Origin of the sequence: Brachyspira sp. SAP_772, from assembly GCF_009755885.1 — a bacterium.
Taxonomy (GTDB): Bacteria; Spirochaetota; Brachyspiria; order Brachyspirales; family Brachyspiraceae; genus Brachyspira.
Genome location: NZ_VYIX01000001.1, coordinates 358,890 through 382,735, shown reverse-complemented (window position 1 = coordinate 382,735; position 23,846 = coordinate 358,890). Strand labels below are relative to the sequence as shown.

Genomic DNA, 23,846 nt, shown 5'->3' with positions numbered 1-23,846 from the left:
TGAAAAATACTAATTATTAAAACAGAACTTATAAAAAAAGGTAAAATATTTTATAAAAAATCTATATAAGTATAATTAATATTTAATTGTGGATATATTAATATTTTAATGTATAATTAGCCTTATGAAAGTAAAAATAATAGACACGGCTTACGGCGGATATGGAATTGCTAAAGATGGAAAAATAATATTTGTAGCACATTCTGTTGAAGGTGATGTAGTTGATATATTGGTAAAAAAAGAAAATAAGAACTTTTGCTATGCTAATATAAATAGTATTATAGAGCCTTCAAAGTATAGAATAAAAGCAAAATGTAAATATGCAGGTATCTGCGGAGGATGCGTATTTAATCATATTGAATATAATAAGCAATTAGAAATAAAAAAAAGAATTGTATTAAATGCTATAAGAAGCATTGAATATTATAATGATATAAATATAATAAAATCGTCTAATGAACATTATAGACTACGTGTAAATATGATAGCTAAAGATGGTAATATTGGCTTTTATAAATTTAATACTAATGAGTTTGTGCATATAGATGAATGTATTATATTAAAAGAGAAACTGTTTGATAAAATAAAAAAATTCTCTCTTCACAACAACATCACAGGAAGTATTTATGCCATAGAAAGTAATAATGGTAAAACACTATCATTTGCTGATATTCTAAAACAAAATAAAAATATAGATATAAGCTATTTTGACGGAATCACTATAAAACAAAAAAAGAAAATAAAAACATACGGCATAGACAAAACAAATTACAATACATATTTTGGAAAAGTTCCATTATCACATAAAAGCTTTTTTCAATCAAATCATTATTTGCTAGATGAGTTTCAAAAGAATGCTGTTAAATACTTTAATGAATATGATAAAAATATAGTTGAACTTTATGCAGGAAGCGGATTTTTTACTGTTGCTATTAAAGAGAAATTAAAAAGTTTGAATGTTGATTATAAATTAGTGTCTTCTGAAATAAGTTCTGACGCTATAAATATTGCAAAAGATATTATAAAAGAAGATGCAAACGAAACATTAAAAAAAATAAATTATAATGTAGATGCATTATTTGTTGATCCTCCTCGTGATGGATTAGATAAAAAAGTAATAGAAAATATTATTAGAATAAAGCCCAAAAAAATTATATATATTTCTTGCAACCCTATGACATTTGCAAGAGATATTAATTTATTAAAAGACTATTATCAATTAATAGATTTAAATATAATAGATATGTTTCCAGATACTTATCATATAGAGTTAGTATCTTGTTTAGAGATAAAATAATTATATTGATATTAGCAGTAAAAAATATATAATTCTCTTTAGGAGTGATAAAACATTATGAAAATAATTTTTTTAGGAACTGGTACATCCGATGGTGTGCCTATGATAGGCTGCAAATGTAATGTTTGTAAGAGTAGAGACAAAAGAGATAAAAGAACAAGATCATCTGTTTTAATACAGCATAAAAATAAAAACTACATAATAGATACTTCTTTAGATTTTAGAGAGCAAATGCTTAGAGAAAAAGTTGATAGCTTAGAAGCAGTATTCTACACTCATCATCATGCAGACCATTCTTCTGGAATAGTAGATTTACGTTCATTAAACTTTATGATGCATAGGCATATAGATTGTTATGGTAATGAAGATACTATGGAGGTATTGAAAGATAAATATAATTACATATTTAATCCCGTTCAAATAGGTGGTGGTATACCAGATTTACAATTTCACATTATAGAAAAACCTATGAAGTTTGATGATATAACTGTAACACCTATTCCTGTAAAACATGGTATATTAAATATATTAGGCTATAGATTTAATAACTTCACATATATTACAGATGCAAGTTTCATAAGCGATGAAAGCTTAAAACTCATAGAAGGCAGTGAAATTCTAGTATTAAATGGATTAAGATATCGCCCTCATAGTACACATTTATCACTTCAAGAATCAGTTAATATAGCAGATATTATAAAAGCCAAAAAAACTTTTTTTACACACTTAACTCATGATGTTTTGCATAAAAACTTAGAGAAAGAGCTTCCAAAAGATATGTATGGAGCATATGATGGACTAACACTAGAAATATAATATGTCTATCTTTTAATATTGATTATAAATATTAATCGTATATACTTATATATATACGATTATGTATAAAAAACATTTTTATATATTGGAGGATATAATGTTTGGTTATCTACAAAAAATAGGTAAATCCTTAATGGTACCTGTAGCCGTATTGCCTGCAGCTGCTATCCTTTTGGGTATTGGTTACTGGATAGACCCTAATGGATGGGGAGGCGGAAGTCCTGTTGCTGCATTCTTTATTAAGGCAGGCGGTTCTATTATAGATAATATGCCTATATTGTTTGCGGTTGGTGTTGCTTTTGGTATGTCTAAAGATAGAAATGGTGCTGCAGCTTTGGCTGGATTAGTAGCATTTCTAGTTGTAACAACTCTTTTAGCTCCTGCTACTGTTGCTATGATTCAAAGTAAAGATGTTGCTGATGTGGCTCCCGGTTTTGCTAAAATTAATAACCAATTTATAGGTATACTTTGCGGTATTATAGCTGGAGGATTATACAATAAGTTTTCTGAAGTAAAATTGCCGGAATTCTTAGCATTCTTTAGCGGAAGAAGATTTGTACCTATAATTACTTCTGGTGTTATGATGATAGCATCATTCATATTAATGGCTGTATGGCCTGCTATTTATGGCGGTTTAGTAAGTTTTGGTGAAGCTATCATTAGTCTTGGACCTATAGGGGCTGGTATTTATGGTTTCTTTAACAGACTTTTAATTCCTGTTGGTTTACACCATGCTCTTAACTCAGTATTTTGGTTTGACGTTGCTGGTATTAATGATATACCTAATTTCTTGGGCGGTCAGGCTTCTATTGATGCTGGTACTGGTATTATTGGACAAACTGGTATGTATCAGGCTGGTTTCTTCCCTATTATGATGTTTGGTCTTTTGGGTGCTTGTTTGGCTTTCATTAAAAATGCTAAACCTGAAAATAGAAATAAAATTCGTTCTATAATGTTGGCTGCTGGTTTTGCTAGTTTCTTTACTGGTGTTACTGAGCCTATAGAATTCTCATTTATGTTTGTTGCTCCTGTATTATATCTTATACACGCTATATTAACTGCTATATCTTTGATTATTTCTTCTAGCATGCAATGGATTGCTGGTTTTGGTTTCTCTGCTGGTTTGATAGACCTTGTTCTTTCTACTAGAAACCCTTTAGCTACTCAATGGTATATGTTAATTATACAAGGTATAGTATTTTTCATACTTTATTTTGTTATTTTCAACTTCGCTATTCAGAAATTTAACCTTAAAACTCCTGGAAGAGAAGATGATGATGATGTAGAAGAAATAGAAGTTACTGTAGCAACACCTAAAGGTAATTCTTATGCCAATAAAGCTTTATTGCTTCTTCCTTTACTTGGAGGAATTGACAATATAGTTGATATTGATAATTGTGCTACAAGATTAAGATTAGAAGTAAAAGATAATTCTGTAGTTAAGGACGCTGAAATTAGAAAACATTTCCCTGGAGTATTGAAACCTGGTAAAACTTCCGTACAAGTAATAGTAGGTACTGATGTTCAATTCTTGGCAGATGAGTTTAAAAAATTAGCAAAAAAATAATATATTATTGTTTTAATTATATGGGCATGGCATTTTTATAATGCTGTGCCTTTTTATTTATACAAAAATAATAAAGAAAAAATAATTGCAATAAAAGTATTTGCATTATATAATTATTCATTGAATTTTTATTTTAAGGATTTTATCTTATGCCAGCTAATTTAAAAGAAGCTCTCACCTTTGACGATGTATTATTAGTACCACAAGAATCAGATATTCTTCCCAAAGATGTATCTTTAGAAAGAAAATTAACAAAAAAAATAACATTAAGAACTCCATTAATAAGCTCGCCCATGGACACAGTTACAGAATCAAAAATGGCTATAGCAATGGCTTTATGCGGAGGCTTAGGGGTTATACATAAAAATATGACATTAGAACAACAGGCAAAAGAAGTAGAAATTGTAAAAAGTTTTAAAGATATCGAAAATAAACAAAAAGCAAGCATTAATGAAAAAGGTTTATTACTTGCTGCTGCTGCTATAGGAATATCCGATGATAGGTATGAAAGAACAGAAAAATTAATAGAAGCTGGTGTAGATATAATAGTAATAGATACAGCACATGGTCATTCAAAAAATGTATTAAATGCTATAGCTGATATAAAAAAGAAATATTCTCAAGTAGAAGTTATAGCTGGAAACATTGCTACAAAAGACGGGGCTAAGGCTTTGATTGATGCTGGTGTTGATGCTATAAAAATAGGTATTGGTGCTGGTTCTATATGTACAACAAGAATTATTGCTGGAGTTGGTGTACCTCAGCTTACAGCTATAGAAGATGCTTCTGAGATAGCTAAACAAAATAATGTAGGTGCTATTGCTGATGGTGGCATAAAATATTCTGGTGATATAGTAAAGGCTTTTGCTATAGGTGCTGATGCTGTGATGGCTGGAGGACTTTTCTCTTCCACATATGAGGCTCCCGGTGATGTTATTATAATTGATGGTAAAAAATATAAACCTTATAGAGGAATGGGTTCTGTTGGTGCTATGCTTCATGGAAGTAAAGATAGATATTTCCAAAGTGAGGTTGTAAACAAATCTAAGTTTGTACCTGAAGGCATAGAAGGTGTTACCGAATATAAAGGTCATGTTGCTGATGTTGTTTACCAGATTACAGGCGGTATTCGTTCTGGAATGGGCTATATTGGTGCTAAAACTATAGAGGAATTACAGAAAAAAGCAGTATTCCTTAAAATTACAAATCAAGGTCTTGCTGAAAGCCATGTACATGATGTAAAAATTACTTCCAAAGCACCTAATTATTAAAATATATTTTTAAGATAAAGAAGTAAATTAATAAATATTTATATTGTTTTAGTTTAATTATATATAAAATAATATTATTTTCTTAACTTGCACTTTAGCTAAGCAAGAGAGAATAACTTAAATATTTGTACTTTCGCGAAGTGTGCCCGTAGGGTAGCACCCCGCTTCTTTTACGACCAACGGTAGTCCTTCAGGACGACCGAAGGAAGTGCCTGTGGATGCGAAGGCGGGAAAAAGAACAATAAAACTTTTATAAACTTCGTTTTTTAGCTAATATTAATTAGAGTTTGTGTATAAAGTCCAGCTATTATCTGGAAGCTGATAGTAGCTATTATTTACAAGACGCTCTATATTTCTCTTATAAAGTGCTGCCTCTACTTCTTTTATATTAGACATTGTAAGTTTAGGGTCTGATAATATTAAATATTCAGCTATAATCTTTCTGTCAGCATTCTCTTTTTCCATTATTTCTTTTATATATTCTATTCTAGTCTCTCCATATTGAACTTCAGGCTCTGTAACATCAAATGCTATATATGATAAATATCCGCTATTGTTCTCACCAATATAGGCATTAGTTTTATAAAGGTTAATCTCATCTTGATTAAACATGCTCCTAATTAAAGCTTCTTTATATTCTGCAGCAACTTCATCAGAAACATTTGTACTCACCATTATTAGGCTTAAATCTTTATCTGTTGAAAGAGTGGAAATCTGATAAGCACTCTCATCAATTTGTCTATATCTTCCCAAAACCTGTGCTTCTATTAAAGTCTTTCCGCCCAAAACTCTCATCTCAGGCTCTTGAACTAATATTAGCTTAGAACAGCTAGTAAAAATTATTGATATAAAAATACAAAACATTAAATACTTCTTCATAAAATCTCCTTAATTTCCGCCTTCTAAATAAGATATAACATCAGAGAAAGGCATAGGTTCAAGACCGAACTTATCCCCTTCAAATGCCACTAATTGTTGTTTTTGCTGACTAGCTTTATCTAAATTCTGGTCCCTAAAATAGAATGTAGTAAACACCTTATTTGCCGATATACTAAATTCTACAGAATTAGGATCATAACCAAATTGAACAATATTCTCAACTGTAGATATGCCGGGGTTAATTGGGCGTATCATCTCTATTAGAAATTTAGAAAACTCTGTAGACATCTTACTAATACCAACAAAGAATGTGCTAGGTCTTATATTATTAAGAGGGCTGATTCCAACGCCTGCAATATCTGCTGTTAAATTAACCAATAATTTTTCATCATTAATTTTATCTCTATTTTCTGGAGGAAGCAAATATTTAAAGTTAATATCACTTGCGAGCATTCTCATATCATATTTTATAGTGCTGGTATCAAAACTTCCCAAATCAACATTAAGCCAAGGTAAGTGTATAGCTCCCCTTCTTGGTGCTGTGTTATTGGATATTGATGCTAAAAATAAATTATCATCAAACTTCTCTCCTCCAATATATAATGATGATTTCAAATCTTGTATTGTAAGTCCATGTCCTTGCACTCTCACAGAAGAAGAGAAATCCATTATTCTAATACTGTCATCTATAAAAGGAGGTATTTTTAAATATACTCTAAGCTGGTCAAAAAATAAATTTGGCAATTGACTCGTTAAAGGGTTGTATCTTGCTGCAGTAGAAACCACCTGATTTTTATTAGGAGTTAAATCAAAATGATAATCTATATTAGAATCTAAGCCTTTTAAAAGTATAGACATTTTATCTGGAGAATCCATATTAGCAAAGAAGTTATCGGCAAGCAAATCTCCATCTGCAATATTGTTTTTTAAATTTCCTATTATACTTAAAAGCCCTCCAATCTCAATTCCAAAAGGCAAATATAAACTATCAGTATCTAAACCAACCTCATAATTTAAATTAGCATTTTTTAGCACAGGCGTAAAATAGCCATCAACTCTCACCTTCAAATTATTGGTAGGACTCTGTATATTAAACTTTCTTATATTAGCATATAAGTTCTCTCCAAAATTAACATCCGCATCAACTTGCATTGTAACATCTTGAAGCTTATACTGCTTTTCTGTTACATAAACAGTTGTATAATTTGTAACACTTGCAAATGTATCTTCTAAAGATAAATTATAAGCAATAGCACTAGTAATTTTCACATCATCTTCAAAAGGAAGTCCGTCTACCAATTCAGCAAACTTTGTAGAAAGCCAATTTCTCATAGCATACGGTGCAATTCTTAAAGTATGTACATTAACAAAACCGCTTTTTAACCCCATACCTTCCAAATTTAAATAAGATTTAAAATTAAAGAAATTACCCAAATCAATGTTAAACTCAGAAACATTAATATCCTGTGAAATAATGTTGGCATTAGCAAGCATATTAATATTAGCCTTTGTAGTGGAAGAAACTTCACCATTTAGATTGTAAGAGAAATTATTTATTATTCCATTCAAATTAAGGTCTATATCGTTTAATAGCTTACCAAAAACATTAGCATCCAAGTTTAATGAGCCTCTTGCCAAACCTCCGCTAAAGTCAGCAATTGGAAGAGATGTAACATTCAACTTTAAATCTGTAGGCTCATCAAAACGTACAAGCCCTTTAAGTAAAATACTAGAATTTCCATATTTAGCAGAAATATCATCTATATAAACAATAGCATCGCTTTTTTTATTAGGGTCATTTATTACAGAACCTATAGAAGTAAGTCCGTTTAATGAAGAATCCACCCTTAATGCCACATTAGCATTATTAAACCTATATCTTCTTAGAGCAGTAGCCTTTTCTATTGTAAGTTTATTATCAACAGCTACTTGTATCTCTGGATTAATAATTAAATCAACTATAGTTGTAGAATTAAGATTATTTATAGATATAGTTTTTTGCATATCAAAATTGATATTCTTCATAGCTATAGTAAGTTTATTATTGAGATTATTGATAGTGCCTGTAGTTTTATCAGCATCGACATTCAAAAGACCATTCATGTTTATACCTAATGCTGGAACAAACATAGAAGTTAAACTATTTAATTTTCCTAAATCAAGTCTTGCATAAAAAGTGTTTAAATCAATTCCTATATTATCATTAAATATATTTGTTGCAGATGCTATTACTTTTAGAACTTCATCATTTAAAAGTTCTGATGAAATATTATCTATAAATACACTTTTTGTTTTTACATTATATCTAGCAAGTAAATTAAATGCTACTTGCATATCATCTTTTTTAATTCCATTATATCTTAAATTTGGCTCACTCACTTCAAAATCAAACACAATCTTTATTTCATCTTCATTAGGGTAAGACACATCTAAATTAAATAATGGTTCATCATTGAAATTTAAAGCAGAATTATTGTAAACTAAATCATTACTTATAAAACTCTTTATATTAAGTTTCTTCAAAGCTTCAGGAGCAGAAACTCCCATTACTTTAGACAAAGAAAATCTTTTAGTATTTAAATTTAAATGCAAATTAAAATTACTCAAACTTGCAAAAAGTCCGCTATTGTTTGTAACATAAGATAGACTATCAGCACTAAATGATAAATTATTAATTCTAATATTTTCTATATCAGCTTTTAGTTTTAGAAAATCTAATTTGGTAAAATCAAAAGGCTCTTTGTTTGTATCTTCTACTTTTGGCTCTGAAGGTGGCATATCAGGAATATTCCAATTTCCTGCCTCATCTGTAAACATATTAACATACAAATTATCTATGCTTAATTCTTTTACATGAAGCCTTAAGAAAAATAATTGAAATAATGAAAACCTTAATCTTAAATTATCTAAACTTATATTTTCTGCTTCATTAAAATTTGTAGAATTATAAAGAATTACATTGCTTGCTTCCACTTTAGGAAATAGTAAACCATAACTAAATTTCTCTATTACTAATTTTCTGTTTAGAGAAGAATATACCACATTCTCTACTATAGTCTTTACTCTATCATTATTTAAATATATTCTAGCAGCAATTACACCTATAAATAAAACACAAATTATTATTAAAGGAATGTATCTCTTTTTAAATCTTCTTTTTTTAGCATTATTTTCTTTAGTATTATTTTCTAAAGAAGATTCTTTGTTTTTAGATGAATCTTTTTTAATATTTTTTTTCTTAAAAATATCCTTTATACCCATAATTAATATTCACCATAATTAGTATATTCTTGATTATTTATCATATTGCTGTCTTCACTATTATAATGATAATATTCTGCATTATAATCTTCATCTCTTAGTATTATATAAGTATTAGTCTCTTCATCATTATTGTATTCTGTCTGATTATTATAACTATCATTATAAAAGACATCATTATTGTTATAATAATTGTTATAATCATTAGTATAATAATCGTTAAGATAATTTAAATCCTCATAATATCCGCTAATTTCATTGGATATAGCCATACTAAACTCATAGTTTCTAATCTTAGAACTACCCTTCACCCATTTCTCTTTAGTAGTATCTCTCTCAAAAATCAAATAGTATTTTCCCTGCTTTAAGCTAGTAGTATACTCATCATCATTCTGAGGCATAGTAGCTATTATTCCATAATTTTCATTAGATATTCTTAAATTAATAGCCTGAGAATCTATTAAGAAATAAGATAGTTTTACGCTAGATTGTATCGGTACATTGAATGTATAATAATCTCTATCATAAGAATAATCTATAGCACCCTTATAAGTTTTATTAAACTCTAGATTTTGTGCTTGTGTATCTTTATTATTAGGTTCATCCTCAGTATATTTATCATAAGGTTTAGCTAATACACTTACCCTATATGGTATATTCAATACAGCCCTCTCAGACACCAAAACAAAATAATATGACATATAAGGATATAGTACTAACTTCTCTACAGTCTCACCATCACCAACATTATTAAGGTCATAATTAGCAATAAAGTTTCCAATATTGTCATATAACCTTATACTAGCATCAACAGAAGGAACACCTGAAAGCTCTATAGATATAGAATAAGTATTAAAAGAACTATTTGTAACTTTGTAAGAATCAATCTCCATGTTTTTTAAATCCCCAGAATATAACTTAGGATTAAAAACTTGGCTATAATATCCATCTATAGTATAGAGTCTATTTTCACTATTAACATCTATTATCTGCGACTGCGATATTATATCATTAGGCTCTTTTTCATCAGTTTCATTGTATTCTCTTTTTTTAAGAACAAAGCTATATTCAGTGTTATCATTTTTTGATTCTATAATTATATAATATTTATTTTCTTCAGTATTTTCTGATGTGTCAAAATAAACACCTTTCATAATCTGAGAAGAATATACTTCACCTTTATCATTGGTTTGAATGGTGTAAGCTCTAGTATTTTCATTCGTATTCTCAAACTCACTTATTACTTTAACAATATTAGTTTTATAGTTGCATAAAGTCATAGTGATAGCTTTATCGCCTAAATTAGATATATCAAAATCAATAATTTCTTCTTTATTAACATTAAAATAATAATAATCCTTTTGACCTTTAACAATACTTCCTTTTATACCGTCTTTGGATATAATCTGGGCCGTTTCAAAAGTATTATTATTACCATTTTTATCTTCCAAGCGATAATTTTTTTTATTGCATGAGAGTATGCTTAACAAAATAAGAAAAAAATAAATAAACCTAAACATCTATACCTTTTTAATATAATAATATAAAATAATTATATATTATTTAAAATAAAAAGATATAGCTAAATATCTAATAATTAATGATAGTTTTTTATTAATAAATATTTATATTGTTTTAGTTTAATTATATATAAAATAATATTATTTTATTAACTTGCACTTTAGCTAAACGAGAGAGAAGAATTTAAATATTTGTACTTTTTGCTGCGGTAAAAAGTTGAATAAAACAAAAACTTACATAATAAAATATACTTGTTTAAATATTTTATAAAACCATTTGAAAATATATTTAAACTTTGTCTAATATAAGAGTTAAATCTTTTTTCTCTATTACAATATTTGCTTCATTTTTTAAAACTTCTTTTGCGCAAAATGCAGCCCTTTTTTTAGCATATTTAAACATACTCAAATCATTAGCACCATCACCAACAACCAAAGTATCATCATAAGAAATGTTAAGAAGCTTTTGTAATCTTACAAGCATATCCCCTTTGCTGTTTGAAAACATCATCTCGCCGCCAACTTTTCCTGTAAGTATATTATTTTTTGTGTGAAATATATTTGCAAACTCTCCGTCTAAATTAAGCTTCTCTGCAAATAGAGTAGTTGCATTTTTAAACCCTCCAGAAAAGCATACACATTTATAGCCCTTTTTGTGAAGCTCTTCAATAGTCTCTTTTGCTCCATTCATCATAGGAAGATTACTACAAATTTCATTAACAGTTTCTAATTTTATTCCTTTAAGCAAAGCAACCCTCATCTCTAAGCTTTCAAAAAAATCAATCTCTCCTCTCATTCCCTTTGCTGTAATATCAGAAATCTCTTTTGCAAAATTGGTCTCTCTTGCAATAATGTCTAGAGTCTCACCGTCCATCAAAGTGGAGTCAAAATCAAAAACTGCTAATTTCATTTATATTTATCCTTATAGTGTATATCCTGAAGTAAGTTTAACATACTTTGGTTGATGAACACCGTCTATTTTTGATATTTTATCTATCATGTCATTTTCTATTACTCTATCAACGTTTATAGCCATTATAGACATATTGCTTCCCTTTATGTTTTCTGATACATTCATAGAGCCAATATTTATTCCATCGCTTGATAATGTAGTTGCAACTTTGGCTATCATAGCAGGTTGGTTTATATGCGGAACTACTAATATATGAGGCTGAGGTTTTATTATAACGTCATAATCATTTAACTTAACTATTCTTGCTATGTTTTTAGCTATTAGAGATACAGATACATTATTAACTTCTTTGTCTGTGGTGAGTTTTACTTTTAATATACCTGTAAATGTGGAAGGAGTTTCAGATTTTATTGTTTTTACTTCTATACCTCTTTGCTTTGCAAGATAAGGAGCATTAACATAGTTTACATCTTGAAGCATTGAAGATAATGCACCTTTTAATACTGCTACTTCAAGAGGCTGAATATCTAAATCTATTAACTCTCCCTGTGCTGTTATTTCAAAAGATTTAATTTTGCCGCTAGATATTTGCATTATCATCTCACCTGCATTTTCTGCTATCTTCATATAGTCTTTTACAGGCTCTAATTTTTCAGGATTAAGTGAAGGTATATTAACAGCAGATTCAGTGTATCCTCCAGATAATACTTGTTTTATTTGTTTAGCAACATCCAAAGCAACATTAATTTGTGCCTCTTTTGTACTAGCACCAAGATGAGGAGTAAGTATTAAATTATCGTTTTTATATTCAACTAATGGACAAGTCTCTATTTTTGGCTCATTAACAAAAACGTCCACTGCAGCAGCTGCTATAGTGCCGTTTTCTAATGCTTGTTTTAAATCTTCTTCGTTTATAAGCCCCCCCCTTGAACAATTTATAATTATAGCGTTCTTTTTCATCTTGCATAAATTGTCTTTGTTTATAATATTATTTGTTTCTGGAGTCTTTGGTATATGAAGAGATAGATAATCAAGTTTAGGTAAAAATTCATCTAAAGAAGTTTCGTATACAGCCCCAACTTTTTGAACAATCTCTTCTGTAGCAAATGGGTCATATACTATAACTTTCATTCCAATAGAGAGAGCAATATGCACAACTTTTCTTCCAATTCTTCCAAAACCCATAACACCTAAAGTCTTTCCAAAAAGCTCATTTCCTGTAAACTTATCCCTGTTCCATTTAGCTTCCTTTGTAGAAACTGCAGCAGGAACTATATTTCTTGATATGGCAAGCATTAAAGCAATAGTATGCTCTGATGCAGCAATAGTGTTTCCGTCTGGAGAGTTTACTACTATTATTCCTTTTTCTGTAGCAGCTTCAACATCTATATTGTCAACTCCTACTCCAGCTCTTCCTATAATCTTTAAGTTCTTTCCAGCTTCTATAATTTTTCTTGTTACTTTTGTTTGACTTCTCACCATTAAAGCATCATATTCGCCTATGATGTTGGTTAGTTCATCTTCGCTCATAGTAGGAAGAAATACAGCTTCAGAAACATCTGCTATTATATCCTTGACGCATTCATTTATCTTATCAGTTATCAAAACTTTCATTGTGTAATTCTCCATTTAATTTAATTTAAGTGTGTTATATTTTTTTAACAATAATATTACTACTTTTTAGTTTTCGTTCTTTATTTTTGAGTGTGTAGTGCAGCAACTCTTGCTATGTAAAATATTATACAAAAACTTGAAAATATTATTTATTTAGCTCTTCTATTAGTTTTTTAACTCCGCTTCCAACTTCAAATTTGTATCCCAATTTAATTAAGCTAGCTTCCAATGCACCAACTGCCATTATTAAATCTCTTTCGCATACAAATCCTAAAGTTCCCATTCTAAATATTTTGTTCTCTAAACTTCCCTGTCCATTAGCTACAACAATATCATAATCATCTTTCAAAGTTTTTCTTATGTCAGGAACAGTGATTCCTTCTGGAGGAAATATTGAAGTGATAGCATAGCTTGCATTATTATCATCTTCTACAAAAAGTTTTAAGCCTATAGTTTTTATTGCAGCTCTTAAAGCAAGAGAAAGTTTTTTATGTCTTTTATTAACATTTTCAATTCCCTCTTCTTTAATCATCTTCAAAGATGCATGAAGTGAAGTGATGAGATTTACTGCAGGAGTAAAAGGAGTAGTATCTTTAGCTAAAGATTTTTTATGCTCTTTCCAATTAAAATAAAAACTAGGATACTTACATTTTTCATGCATTTTAAAAGCTTTTTCGCTTGCAGTTAAAAATGAAAGCCCCGGAGCTATCATAAATCCCTTTTGAGAGCCTGACAATGCAACATCAATATTCCATTCATCGGTTTTAAACTCCATAGCACATAAACTTGTTATACCATCAACAACCGATAATGCCCCATGTTTTTTTATTATAGAACATAATGTTTTTACATCATTAGCAGCACCTGTAGAAGTTTCACTATGAGTGAGTGTTACTATTTTTATGTCTTTGTTTTTATTAAAAGCCTCTTCAAGCATTTGAGGTTTAATTACTTCGCCAAGAGGTACTTCCACTTTTATAACTTCCGCCCCTCTGCTTTCTGCAATTTTTGCCCATCTTGCACCGAAATTTCCAATTATTAAGCATAATACTTTATCACCCTCATTAATAATATTTTCTAATGCAGCACACATTGCTCCTGTTCCACTCGCTGTAAATAAAAATACATCATTCTTAGTTTGAAACACATATTTTAAATCTTCATAAACCTCTTTTAATATATTTGAAAATTCTTTGCTTCTATGTGCCATAGGGTGTTTTGCCATTTCTATCAAAGCAGATTCTGGTACAGGTGTAGGTCCCGGTATCATCAAAAAAGTTTTATCTCTCATAATACAATCTCCTAAAAAATACTCTGTTATAGTATATATAGATATTATATTACTTTATACTTATTTACAATACTATATTCAGTAATATTTTAAATAATTTTTTATATATTTCTTGTTTTTATATGATAAAATCAATATTTTAATTTAAATCTGATGTGCAATTTGGGCATTTTATTGCTTTAATGTTTATATTAGAATAACAATAGGGGCATACTTTAATATCTTTTTTATCTTCTTTCTTTTCTTTTAGAATTTTTTCTTGTATTTTATTTAGCATTTTTATTATAATAAATATAGAAATAGCAGTAATTATAAAACTTATTATAGCATTAAAAAATATTCCAACACTTATAACAACTGCACCAGCATTTTTTGCTATCTCTAATGAGGCGTATGGACCTTGATTTTCTATACCTTTTTTTATCACTATAAATATATTAGAAAAATCTATTCCGCTAAGCATTAAGCCTATTGGAGGCATAAAAATATCTTCTACAAATGAATTTACTATTTTACTAAAAGCAGAACCTATTATAATACCAATAGACATATCTATTACACTTCCACGCATTATAAAATTTTTAAACTCTTTGAGCATAAATTATACTCCTTAATTTTGCTGTTATGTAATTATATAATATATTTAAAATTATTGTATTAGTTATAATACATTTATTTTTAGGAGTGCTATTTATAGTATTAAAAGTCTACAAGGCTATTATTTTTTGTGTATATAAATAATACATATATAAAAATAAGCTTTTGCTAGTTTTATAAAAATATACAACAAACGTATAAAAAATATACAATTTATCAAATAATATCTGGCATAATTCTTGCATAATATATAGTGTAGCAAAAATAAAAAATTGCTGCTTACTATTAATTGAAAAAAAGGAGATTTTGTTATGTCAAGAATATTTTTACCTGCTTTACATTCTATATGGGATAATTTTGATAATTTTTCTAATTTTTATAATGAAGAAAATAGTATTTCTAAATATAGCGATTACAAGTTAGAGGAGAATGATAATAGCTATACAATAGAGATGGATATGCCGGGAGTAAAAAAAGAGGATTTGGATATTGGTATAAAAGAGAATATGCTTTCAATATATGCTGAGAGAAAGAAAGTAATGAAAAGTGATGATGGTGATAAAGAGGAAGTTGTTTCAAAATATGAACAAAGTTTTAATATTAGCGTGAAAGGAATAGATATTGAAAACATTTCTGCTAATTTTGAAAATGGAGTTTTAACTCTTACTCTTCCAAAAAAAGAAGAAGTTAAGTATGAGAAAAAAATAGAAATAGCTTAAAAAATATAAAATAATAAAGGAGATTAGTATTATGTCAAGAATGTTTTTCCCAATGTTTAATAATAGATGCCATAGCGGAGATAGTTGTATGAGAGATTATTCTTTATACAAAAGAAACTACAATATAAATGAAGATGATAAGGGCTATACAATAGAGATGGATATGCCGGGAGTAAAAAAATCAGATTTAGAGATTGGAGTAAAAGAGAACATACTTTCAATATATGCTGAGAGAAAGAAAGTAATGAAAAGTGATGATGGCGATAAAGAAGAAGTTGTTTCAAAATATGAGCAGAGCTTCAATATTAGCGATAAATCAATAGATGTTGATAATATATCTGCTAATTTTGAAAATGGTGTTTTAACTCTTATACTTCCAAAGAAAGAAGAAGTTAAGTATGAGAAAAGAATAGAAATAGCTTAAAAAATATATTGCCTTGTGAATGCATGCATTATAAATGCATGCATTTTTTATTTTAAAATAATTTGACTTGTGGATAAATACATTATTTATAGTGTCTCTGCTTTAATATTTAGCATGTAAAAAATATAATTAGTATTATTTTATTAATTTGCACTTTTTGGTTCTTTGATGAAGTCCTCACCGCGAAGGCGGGAAAAAGAACAATAAAATTTTTATTATATACTAAAAAATCTTTGATTTATCAAAAGTTAATTTTTTATTATTTAATGTAAATAACTCTAATTATAAAGTAAAAACAATACAAATATTTATTTCTTATCTGTCTTTCCTTTAAGAAGCGGCATATAATCAAAAAACGAATATATTGTAATAATTGTTACAACAAGTAAACTATAATATACTATACTATCATAAGGCAAAACTATAGAAGTATATTTAAGTATCTTTATTAAAAATATTATCACAACAGCAATAGCCCTTGAAGCAGTCTTTAATTTTCCGCTAAACTTGGCCGCTACAGCAAAGCCTCTAAGCCCTCCAAGTATCCTTACAAACATAGAAAACATATCCCTATAAAGCGAAATAATATACATCCACATAGGCATAGAGCCTTCATACAAAAATATTGTAAACATAGTGATGTGAAAAACTGTATCAGCAAAAGGGTCTAACACTTTACCCAAATCACTTACTATATTTAATTTTCTAGCCAGCATGCCGTCTAAAGCATCGGTTATCTCTAACACAATTAAAAATATTAAAGCAAGTATTGCCGTAATGATAGAATTATAAAAATATAAAAATATCACTAACGGCGACAAAATGATTCTGCTAAAGCTAAGTAAATTAGGAATATGTTTCTTCATAATTTTATCCTTAAATTATTTTTTATAAAATTATTTTTCTAAACCTTCATATAATTTAAGACTTTCTTCAGAATTTAATTCCTCTTCACTATCTTCTACACTATCGCTTTTTTCATAATAATCCTTACTTCTCATAGCCGCATCATATATAGAATAATCTACCTCATAAACTATGCCGCTTTTAGGTCTTACATATATTCTATCATCTACAGTATATACTAATTCATAAACTTCTTTAGTATTATCTTGCATATATATTGTAATAACTGCATCTGGAATTCTAAATAATTGTCTCATCAACTCTTGATCATATACAAAAGCGGATGCCTTTACCAAAGCTAAAACACTAAAATCTCTATAAGCCTTATCTAAATCTGTTTGCTCACCCAAATCATCTACAACCCAATCAGTTCTATTTAATTTTTTTATTGTATTAGTATAATCTTTAGTAGCAATTTCTACAGTCGTTACAGAATCTAAAATTATAGGGCTTTCAAATATCTCTTTATCTCTCAACATGTCTATTGTTTTTTTAAGTGCCTCTATATAAACATACTCCACACTAAAATACTCATCATTATACTTCACATAATATCTCTCACCGTCAGGAGTCTTATTTCCAACATATATTTTGTGTTCTTTACCACCGTCCCAAACTGTAAACTCATTAGTTGGATTATCCAAACCAAAAGAAGAAACCTCACTTAAGTTTGTTATTATCAAATCTATATTAAGAGTGTTAAAGTTTTTAACATTTGCAAAAGCTTCCATTTGATCAACTTTATAATTATTATCTGGAGATGTTATAGTCCAAATGTTATTTTTCTTTTCAACTGTAATATCTTGATTATCATATATAAGATGATATTTATTTACATTGGTTTCATTAAGCTCAAAAATCTGAGTTCTTGGCTTATTTGCTATTAATTGCTGTTTTTTATATTTAGTAGTAAAGAAAGCCGTAAAACTAATTATAATTAATACCACTAAAAGAATTATTATTTTTCTTATATTTTTATTCATATGTTTATCCTAATTTTATTATATCTTATTTTCTATTTTGAAGAATTATATTAGCTAAATACAAAAATATAGTTGTTACAGAAAGAAAATAAACAATATCTCTTAAATCTATTACCCCTCTAGCAATATTTGCAAAGTGATAATCTCCACTAATGAATAATATAAAATTAGAAGTATTAGGAAAAAGAAGACCTAAGAATTTTAATAATATATTAAGAGATATCATTATAGCTAAAGCAACAATCAAAGCTATTATTTGATTTTTTGTAACAGATGAAGCAAATATACCTATAGCACATAAAGCAGATATTAAAAATACGCTTCCAACATATCCGCCTATCACAGGGCCAATATCTAATCTTCCCAAAAAAAGCAAAGTGATAGGATATAGTATTGTAGGCACTAAAGCAAAAAGCATAAATACAACAGCAGATAAAAACTTGCCTATTATAATATCTAATGTAGTTACAGATTGAGTGCTTATTAATTCATAAGAACCGCTTGAAAACTCGCTCGATAATAATCCCATTGTAATAGGAGGTATTATTAAAGAAAGTATAAAAGGCAAAATTGAAAAATAATCTTGCATATCATTTTGTGCTAATATAAAAAATCTTGAGAAAAAATATATTCCTGAAGCTATTAAAAATATTGCAGAAAATATATAGGCTATTGGAGATAAAAAGATATGTTTTAATTCTTTTTTTAATATTATTTTTATTTTATTAAAAGAAAAAATATCAGTCATTAATTTTCTCCTTTAGTTAAAGTGTGGAATACTGTCTCTAAGTTCTCTTTCTCTTTTACGAACTCATATATTATCCAATCTGTGTTTTTTATAAATTTGTACACCTTTTCAATAGGCTCTTTGTCTGTTGTTTTTATAATAATTGTTTTTATATTATTATCAATTTCTTCAATTAAGGTTATGTCTTGAATATTTTCTAAACTATTTAACTTTGTCTTTATAGTTTCAAAATTATCATTAGTTTTTAGAGAAAGTTTAATAGAAGCTATTTTATTATCAACGCTTAAATGTTTAGGATCATTATCAGCAATAATAGTTCCCTTGTTTATAATAATAGCCCTAGAACAGGTAGCCTCAACTTCACTTAATATATGTGTAGATATTAAAACAGTTTTTTCTTTTCCAAGCTCTTTAATAAGCTCTCTAATTTCAACAATCTGATTGGGGTCAAGACCGTTTGTAGGCTCATCTAATATAAGTATTTTAGGGTCATGTATAATAGCTCCAGCAAGCCCTACCCGCTGTTTATACCCCTTAGAAAGCTCTCCTATAGGTTTTGATATTACCTCTTTAAGCGAACAAGCCTCTACTACATAATTAAGTCTCTCTGATAATTTAGCTCTATCTAACTCCTGTATATCTGCCATATAAACTAAATAATCAAAAACACACATATCATTATATAAAGGAGCTGATTCTGGAAGGTACCCTATTATTTTTTTTATTTCTATATCTTTATCTAAAATACTCTTTCCATCTATAATGGCATCTCCGCTTGTAGGAGAAAGGTATGATGTTAATATTCTTAAAGTTGTGGATTTGCCAGCACCATTAGGACCTAATATTCCAACAATCTCTCCAGATTTTATTTCAAAGCTAATTCCTTTCAAAGCTTGAAAATCATCATAATACTTAGTTAAATTCTTAACAGAAATCATTTTTTATATATATCCTTACAAAACATTTTTACTTATACTCTTAAACTAATAAGAAAGAATTATAATACAAAAAACGTAAAATCTCAACTATAATAATAACCTTAAAATTCTTTAAGAGTTATATATGCTTTTATAAAAATATATTTATTATTACAAATAAAAAAAGAGTGTTAGAATAATATCCAACACTCTATTATTTAGTTATAAAAAATATTTCTTACTGATTATTAGTTACTATTTCTACATTTTGAGTAAAAGTATAAATTAAGTTAGTACCAGAAGTAGTAGTAATAGTTAATACATCGCCATCTAAAGCAATAGTATCAGCACCATTTAATATTTGTAAATACTCATTTTCAATAGCCATATCTTCTTCAGGACCAGCCATTTTAGTAGAAGCTAATGCATTTAATTTTAATTTATTACCATCCAAAGAAAATCCAGTAAAATAGTTATTAACAGCAGATTTTCCGCCTAACATGTTAGTAGCAGAAAAAGCAATAGTTACTGTTTTTCCTTCATACATATTAGTAAGAGCGAACTCTTTACCTAATAAATCATCTACTGTAATTACAGTAGTATTTGCTGTTTCAGTAGTTGTATTTGAAGACTGTCCGCAAGATACTGCGAATATTGCTCCCATAACAGCAAGAATTAAAAATAATATTTTTTTCATTTTGATTCCTCTCAATTTAATTTTTGAGAAGAATTATATTATAATTAAATTTATTATCAATATAAATATTGTAATTTTAGTAAAATTTAATACATTTTTTTTAATATTTTAGTATAAAAAATAATTTTAATAAAAAACTATTTAGCACCTGCTGCTTTCAATATTTTTACTATATTTTGATGTCCTCTCTGAGTTGCATAGTTTAATGCAGTTTTTCCATATTTATCTTTTATATTAACATCAGCACCAGCATCCACCAACATGCGAACTATTTTAGTATGACCTTTATATGAAGCCCTGCTTAAGGCTGTTCTATTTCTAACATTTACTGCATTTAAATCTGCTTTCTTTTCTATTAAAACTCTAACAACTTCTGTGAGTCCTTCTTCTGAAGCTTCTATTAGAGGAGTTTCACCCATTCTGTCTTTTGCATTAATATCAACTCCTGAGTTTATAAGCTCTATTGCTTTTTTTATGTCTCTTCTTTCTAAAGCATCCATTATAGGTGTTCTTTTCTGCTGTGCTAATAAAACTGCACTGACAATAACAAATAAAAATATAATCTTTTTCATCAAAAATATTCCTTATTAAATAAACTAATTTTATTTAGCACCTGCTGATTTCAATATTTTAACTATATTTTGATGTCCTCTTTGAGTTGCATAAGACAATGCCGTTTTTCCGTATTTATCTTTTAAATTAATATTTGCACCTGCCTCTATAAGCATAGAAACTATTTGAGCATGTCCTCTGCTAGAAGCTCTCATTAATGCTGTTCTTTTATTGTTATTAACATCATTTAAATTTACTTTTTTACTTATCAATAATCTTACTACTTCAGGAAGCCCTTCTTCTGCTGCCTCTATTAATGGAGTTTCACCTCTTCTGTCTCTTGTATTAAGATCAACACCCGAGTTTATAAGTTCTATAGCCCTTTTAGTGTCTTTTCTCTCTAAAGCTTCCATTAATGGAGTTCTTTGAGCAAACAAAGATAAACTAAAAACCATTATCAAAAATATAATTTTTTTCATACACAAATCTCCTTTATTAAAATTTTATTTTGCACCTGCTGCTTTTAAAATATTAATTATATTTTGATGTCCTTTTTGATTGGCATAAGTTAATGCAGTTCTTCCTCTATTATCTTTTAAATTTAAATCTGCTCCCGCTTCTACAAGTACTTTTACTATGTTAGCATAACCTTTAAAAGAAGCCCTCATCAATGCAGTTCTGCCCCATTTGCTTTTGAGATTTAATTTTGCATTATTTGCTATCAACAATTTTACAACTTCTATATGTCCGCCTTCGGTAGCTTCTATCAAGGCAGTTTCTCCTATTCTATCTTGCTGATTTATATTAGCTCCGCTATCTATTAATGCTTTCACTTGATTGATATCCCCTCTGCCAGCAGCATCAACAATTGCTATATTGCTTTTTGAAAATGCAATTAGAGAAAACATTAAAAACAAAACAGATGACAATATTAATATTTTAAAATTTCTCATAAAAACCTCCTTTAAAATTTATAAAACACTATTATGAAAAATAGTATAATAAATATAATAGGATTTGTCAATTTTTTGTAAATAAAATTTGTAATAAATTTACTATTTTTGATATATTAACACAGATTGATAAAATAAATTTACATTATAGAGAATTATTATATGTTTTTATAATTTTGTGACTAAATATATTTTTCATTTTTTACATTATAATACAATGGAAAAGTGCCCAATATTAAAGTTTTCATTTTTTTAGGAAATAAATTTCTATCATCAAATAATGTTTTTCAATATTCATTTTCTTATTATCCAATCCATTATAAAGCATATTATTATTATAGCTCCTATAATACCAGTAACTATTCTAACACCACTCTTCCCCAACATTTCATATATAAACATCATAAATCTTGAACCAGCAGGTTCCAAAAGCCACTTCCAATTAAAAATTGCAGCCAAAAGAAATAGAAGTCCTGCTAATATTCCAAATAAATGAGGATTTTTTTTTATATAATTTATTAAACTCTCCATAATTAACTATTATATTATATTCTTAATATAAAATCAAAATTATTTAATTTTTTTATAACGCACGGTAATAAAGACTTTATATATATAATAATTGCAATTAATAAATATACTTAATAATATAATAATATTTTTCGTGCGGTGAGAAATAAATAAATTTAAATAAAACTTGGGGGGCAGCTAAAAAATCTAATAAGCAAATACAAATTAAAAAATACAAAATAAATTTTTTAATGCCGTTTTTTATTATTGCTATGGATAAACTATTTTTTATTCTTTACATTTATTTTCTTATAATTATTCCTATGCTTTGTGATTTTCTTTAATGCCATTTTTCTGTCTTTCTTTATCTCTATAGAACTTTTTTGCAATTCTCTGTTTTCATTTAGAAGTGTTATATAAGCATCATATCTCTCATAAGGTATTTCATCATTTTCAAGAAGCTCCAATATATAACAATCTGGTTCATGCTGATGCGTACAATCTTTAAACTTACATTTTTTAGCATACTCTTCTAAATCTTCAAAAGTTTTCTTTATGCCTTTATCATCTTCCCAAAGCCCTAAATTTCTTAAACCCGGAGTATCTATCACAACCCCACCGCTATCTAATACTAAAAGCTCTCTATGTGTTGTGGTATGCATTCCTTTAAAATCATACTCTCTGACCTCTTGAGTTTTCATCTTCTCGTCTTTCAAAAGATAATTAATAATAGTAGATTTACCAGCTCCTGATGCCCCTATAAAAACTGATGAAGTATCCTTCTTAATATATTTCAAAAATGTATCAGTATTCTTTCCTGTTTTTGAACTGTAGGCAAAAGCTGTTTCATTAGGATAAGTTTCTTTTATAGTAGCCAACAATTCCTTATATTCAGCTTCTTCATATAAATCTATTTTACTTATTGCAATTATTGGTTTAATTCCAGAAGTGTGAACTACAGACAAATATCTAGCAATAGCTGACATCGGCATCTCATTATCAATACCAACTATAATAAAAGCATAATCAATATTGCTTACTATAGCTTGAATATCATTTTTTTTAATATTAGCTTTTCTGTATAATATATTTTTTCTAGTGAGTATAGTATCAATAAAAGCATTGTTATCAGACTTTTTCATTAGCACCCAATCACCAACCACAGGAAGCTCGCTTTGCACTTCAGAGTTATATCTAATCTTCCCTTTTATTCTCGCTAAAAACTCTCCATCATCAGAAAAAAGTGTATAGTATCTTTTATTAATTCTTATCACCCTAGCAGGCATAAGTTCTTCGTTATTAATCTCTTCTAAACTATTAACCTTCAAAGCTGATAAAGCTAACTTCTCAAAATATTCATCAAAGCCAATATCTTTTATTTTCAATATTTTTATCCTCATTGTAATAATAT

23 protein-coding genes are annotated in these 23,846 nt (G+C 28.1%); 6 read left to right on the top strand and 17 right to left on the bottom strand.

Features of this window, described 5'->3' with window-relative positions:
* The first annotated feature begins 124 nt into the window (after positions 1 to 124).
* The 4 genes from GQX97_RS01665 to GQX97_RS01650 all read left to right on the top strand — a co-directional run bounded on the left by GQX97_RS01665 (position 125) and on the right by GQX97_RS01650 (position 4,951).
* Positions 125 to 1,297 carry a class I SAM-dependent RNA methyltransferase gene (locus GQX97_RS01665; protein WP_157150230.1) on the top strand — a complete coding sequence of 391 codons (1,173 nt, stop codon included), beginning with the start codon at positions 125 to 127 and terminating at the stop codon, positions 1,295 to 1,297.
* 57 nt (positions 1,298 to 1,354) lie between these two features.
* Positions 1,355 to 2,113, top strand: coding sequence for an MBL fold metallo-hydrolase (locus GQX97_RS01660; RefSeq protein ID WP_157150229.1), 759 nt, complete (start codon positions 1,355 to 1,357; stop codon positions 2,111 to 2,113).
* A 97-nt stretch (positions 2,114 to 2,210) separates the two neighbouring features.
* A complete protein-coding gene (gene nagE, locus GQX97_RS01655) occupies positions 2,211 to 3,680 on the top strand; it encodes an N-acetylglucosamine-specific PTS transporter subunit IIBC (RefSeq protein WP_157150228.1) in 1,470 nt (489 codons plus the stop codon).
* 149 nt (positions 3,681 to 3,829) lie between these two features.
* Positions 3,830 to 4,951, top strand: coding sequence for an IMP dehydrogenase (locus tag GQX97_RS01650; RefSeq protein WP_157150227.1), 1,122 nt, complete (start codon positions 3,830 to 3,832; stop codon positions 4,949 to 4,951).
* Between the two features lie 276 nt (positions 4,952 to 5,227).
* Here GQX97_RS01650 and GQX97_RS01645 read toward each other — a convergent pair whose 3' ends face one another.
* The 7 genes from GQX97_RS01645 to mscL all read right to left on the bottom strand — a co-directional run bounded on the left by GQX97_RS01645 (position 5,228) and on the right by mscL (position 15,027).
* Complete coding sequence (locus GQX97_RS01645; protein ID WP_157150226.1) at positions 5,228 to 5,830, bottom strand: DUF1318 domain-containing protein; 603 nt, start codon at positions 5,828 to 5,830, stop codon at positions 5,228 to 5,230.
* Between the two features lie 9 nt (positions 5,831 to 5,839).
* Positions 5,840 to 9,091 (bottom strand): outer membrane assembly protein AsmA, encoded by a 3,252-nt coding sequence (locus tag GQX97_RS01640; protein WP_157150225.1) that lies wholly within the window; start codon positions 9,089 to 9,091, stop codon positions 5,840 to 5,842.
* A gap of 2 nt (positions 9,092 to 9,093) precedes the next feature.
* Complete coding sequence (locus GQX97_RS01635; RefSeq protein ID WP_198391186.1) at positions 9,094 to 10,611, bottom strand: peptidase; 1,518 nt, start codon at positions 10,609 to 10,611, stop codon at positions 9,094 to 9,096.
* Positions 10,612 to 10,900: 289 nt separating this feature from the next.
* Positions 10,901 to 11,521 (bottom strand): phosphoserine phosphatase SerB, encoded by a 621-nt coding sequence (gene serB / locus GQX97_RS01630; RefSeq protein ID WP_157150223.1) that lies wholly within the window; start codon positions 11,519 to 11,521, stop codon positions 10,901 to 10,903.
* 12 nt (positions 11,522 to 11,533) lie between these two features.
* Entirely contained in the window at positions 11,534 to 13,138 is a 1,605-nt protein-coding gene (serA, locus tag GQX97_RS01625) for a phosphoglycerate dehydrogenase (RefSeq protein ID WP_157150222.1), read from the bottom strand.
* 145 nt (positions 13,139 to 13,283) lie between these two features.
* A complete protein-coding gene (locus GQX97_RS01620) occupies positions 13,284 to 14,429 on the bottom strand; it encodes an alanine--glyoxylate aminotransferase family protein (protein ID WP_157150221.1) in 1,146 nt (381 codons plus the stop codon).
* A 139-nt stretch (positions 14,430 to 14,568) separates the two neighbouring features.
* On the bottom strand, positions 14,569 to 15,027 hold the full coding sequence (mscL, locus tag GQX97_RS01615) for a large conductance mechanosensitive channel protein MscL (RefSeq protein WP_157150220.1): 459 nt from the start codon (positions 15,025 to 15,027) through the stop codon (positions 14,569 to 14,571).
* A 310-nt stretch (positions 15,028 to 15,337) separates the two neighbouring features.
* On the opposite strand from mscL, the gene GQX97_RS01610 reads away from it, so the two are divergent.
* Both GQX97_RS01610 and GQX97_RS01605 read left to right on the top strand, forming a co-directional pair.
* Positions 15,338 to 15,745, top strand: a complete 408-nt coding sequence (locus GQX97_RS01610; protein ID WP_157150219.1) for an Hsp20/alpha crystallin family protein — start codon at positions 15,338 to 15,340, stop codon at positions 15,743 to 15,745.
* 31 nt (positions 15,746 to 15,776) lie between these two features.
* On the top strand, positions 15,777 to 16,169 hold the full coding sequence (locus GQX97_RS01605; RefSeq protein ID WP_157150218.1) for an Hsp20/alpha crystallin family protein: 393 nt from the start codon (positions 15,777 to 15,779) through the stop codon (positions 16,167 to 16,169).
* Positions 16,170 to 16,477: 308 nt separating this feature from the next.
* On the opposite strand, the gene pgsA is transcribed toward GQX97_RS01605, so the two are convergent.
* From pgsA to rsgA, 10 genes are all read right to left on the bottom strand, one after another.
* Entirely contained in the window at positions 16,478 to 17,035 is a 558-nt protein-coding gene (gene pgsA / locus GQX97_RS01600; protein ID WP_157150217.1) for a CDP-diacylglycerol--glycerol-3-phosphate 3-phosphatidyltransferase, read from the bottom strand.
* A gap of 30 nt (positions 17,036 to 17,065) precedes the next feature.
* On the bottom strand, positions 17,066 to 18,058 hold the full coding sequence (locus GQX97_RS01595; protein WP_157150216.1) for a DUF4340 domain-containing protein: 993 nt from the start codon (positions 18,056 to 18,058) through the stop codon (positions 17,066 to 17,068).
* A gap of 25 nt (positions 18,059 to 18,083) precedes the next feature.
* Positions 18,084 to 18,806: an ABC transporter permease subunit gene (locus GQX97_RS01590; protein WP_157150215.1), complete on the bottom strand. Its 723-nt coding sequence runs from the start codon at positions 18,804 to 18,806 to the stop codon at positions 18,084 to 18,086.
* Positions 18,806 to 19,744: an ABC transporter ATP-binding protein gene (locus GQX97_RS01585; RefSeq protein WP_157150214.1), complete on the bottom strand. Its 939-nt coding sequence runs from the start codon at positions 19,742 to 19,744 to the stop codon at positions 18,806 to 18,808. Before GQX97_RS01585 ends, GQX97_RS01590 begins: the two co-directional genes overlap by 1 nt.
* A 217-nt stretch (positions 19,745 to 19,961) precedes the next feature.
* The gene (locus tag GQX97_RS01580) at positions 19,962 to 20,420 is read right to left on the bottom strand and encodes an META domain-containing protein (RefSeq protein WP_157150213.1); all 459 of its coding nucleotides are present in this window, start codon (positions 20,418 to 20,420) and stop codon (positions 19,962 to 19,964) included.
* Positions 20,421 to 20,557: 137 nt separating this feature from the next.
* On the bottom strand, positions 20,558 to 20,992 hold the full coding sequence (locus GQX97_RS01575) for an ankyrin repeat domain-containing protein (RefSeq protein ID WP_157150212.1): 435 nt from the start codon (positions 20,990 to 20,992) through the stop codon (positions 20,558 to 20,560).
* Positions 20,993 to 21,022: 30 nt separating this feature from the next.
* Positions 21,023 to 21,451: an ankyrin repeat domain-containing protein gene (locus GQX97_RS01570; RefSeq protein WP_157150211.1), complete on the bottom strand. Its 429-nt coding sequence runs from the start codon at positions 21,449 to 21,451 to the stop codon at positions 21,023 to 21,025.
* Between the two features lie 24 nt (positions 21,452 to 21,475).
* Entirely contained in the window at positions 21,476 to 21,925 is a 450-nt protein-coding gene (locus tag GQX97_RS01565; protein ID WP_157150210.1) for an ankyrin repeat domain-containing protein, read from the bottom strand.
* A 294-nt stretch (positions 21,926 to 22,219) separates the two neighbouring features.
* Positions 22,220 to 22,456: an Imm17 family immunity protein gene (locus tag GQX97_RS01560; RefSeq protein ID WP_157150209.1), complete on the bottom strand. Its 237-nt coding sequence runs from the start codon at positions 22,454 to 22,456 to the stop codon at positions 22,220 to 22,222.
* Between the two features lie 260 nt (positions 22,457 to 22,716).
* Complete coding sequence (gene rsgA, locus GQX97_RS01555; RefSeq protein WP_157150208.1) at positions 22,717 to 23,820, bottom strand: ribosome small subunit-dependent GTPase A; 1,104 nt, start codon at positions 23,818 to 23,820, stop codon at positions 22,717 to 22,719.
* Between the last annotated feature and the right edge of the window lie 26 nt (positions 23,821 to 23,846).

Excerpts from the sequence above, each read along its gene's own strand:
- GQX97_RS01620 (WP_157150221.1), bottom strand. The coding sequence starts at position 14,429 with ATGAGAGATAAAACTTTTTTGATGATACCGGGACCTACACCTGTACCA.
- nagE (WP_157150228.1), top strand. The coding sequence starts at position 2,211 with ATGTTTGGTTATCTACAAAAAATAGGTAAATCCTTAATGGTACCTGTA.
- GQX97_RS01660 (WP_157150229.1), top strand. The coding sequence starts at position 1,355 with ATGAAAATAATTTTTTTAGGAACTGGTACATCCGATGGTGTGCCTATG.
- GQX97_RS01575 (WP_157150212.1), bottom strand. The coding sequence starts at position 20,992 with ATGAAAAAGATTATATTTTTATTTGTTATTGTCAGTGCAGTTTTATTA.
- GQX97_RS01645 (WP_157150226.1), bottom strand. The coding sequence starts at position 5,830 with ATGAAGAAGTATTTAATGTTTTGTATTTTTATATCAATAATTTTTACT.
- GQX97_RS01650 (WP_157150227.1), top strand. The coding sequence starts at position 3,830 with ATGCCAGCTAATTTAAAAGAAGCTCTCACCTTTGACGATGTATTATTA.
- pgsA (WP_157150217.1), bottom strand. The coding sequence starts at position 17,035 with ATGAAGAAACATATTCCTAATTTACTTAGCTTTAGCAGAATCATTTTG.
- serA (WP_157150222.1), bottom strand. The coding sequence starts at position 13,138 with ATGAAAGTTTTGATAACTGATAAGATAAATGAATGCGTCAAGGATATA.
- GQX97_RS01580 (WP_157150213.1), bottom strand. The coding sequence starts at position 20,420 with ATGAAAAAAATATTATTTTTAATTCTTGCTGTTATGGGAGCAATATTC.
- mscL (WP_157150220.1), bottom strand. The coding sequence starts at position 15,027 with ATGCTCAAAGAGTTTAAAAATTTTATAATGCGTGGAAGTGTAATAGAT.
- GQX97_RS01605 (WP_157150218.1), top strand. The coding sequence starts at position 15,777 with ATGTCAAGAATGTTTTTCCCAATGTTTAATAATAGATGCCATAGCGGA.
- GQX97_RS01560 (WP_157150209.1), bottom strand. The coding sequence starts at position 22,456 with ATGGAGAGTTTAATAAATTATATAAAAAAAAATCCTCATTTATTTGGA.
- GQX97_RS01585 (WP_157150214.1), bottom strand. The coding sequence starts at position 19,744 with ATGATTTCTGTTAAGAATTTAACTAAGTATTATGATGATTTTCAAGCT.
- GQX97_RS01610 (WP_157150219.1), top strand. The coding sequence starts at position 15,338 with ATGTCAAGAATATTTTTACCTGCTTTACATTCTATATGGGATAATTTT.
- GQX97_RS01565 (WP_157150210.1), bottom strand. The coding sequence starts at position 21,925 with ATGAGAAATTTTAAAATATTAATATTGTCATCTGTTTTGTTTTTAATG.
- GQX97_RS01665 (WP_157150230.1), top strand. The coding sequence starts at position 125 with ATGAAAGTAAAAATAATAGACACGGCTTACGGCGGATATGGAATTGCT.
- GQX97_RS01595 (WP_157150216.1), bottom strand. The coding sequence starts at position 18,058 with ATGAATAAAAATATAAGAAAAATAATAATTCTTTTAGTGGTATTAATT.
- GQX97_RS01635 (WP_198391186.1), bottom strand. The coding sequence starts at position 10,611 with ATGTTTAGGTTTATTTATTTTTTTCTTATTTTGTTAAGCATACTCTCA.
- GQX97_RS01570 (WP_157150211.1), bottom strand. The coding sequence starts at position 21,451 with ATGAAAAAAATTATATTTTTGATAATGGTTTTTAGTTTATCTTTGTTT.
- GQX97_RS01590 (WP_157150215.1), bottom strand. The coding sequence starts at position 18,806 with ATGACTGATATTTTTTCTTTTAATAAAATAAAAATAATATTAAAAAAA.
- GQX97_RS01640 (WP_157150225.1), bottom strand. The coding sequence starts at position 9,091 with ATGGGTATAAAGGATATTTTTAAGAAAAAAAATATTAAAAAAGATTCA.
- serB (WP_157150223.1), bottom strand. The coding sequence starts at position 11,521 with ATGAAATTAGCAGTTTTTGATTTTGACTCCACTTTGATGGACGGTGAG.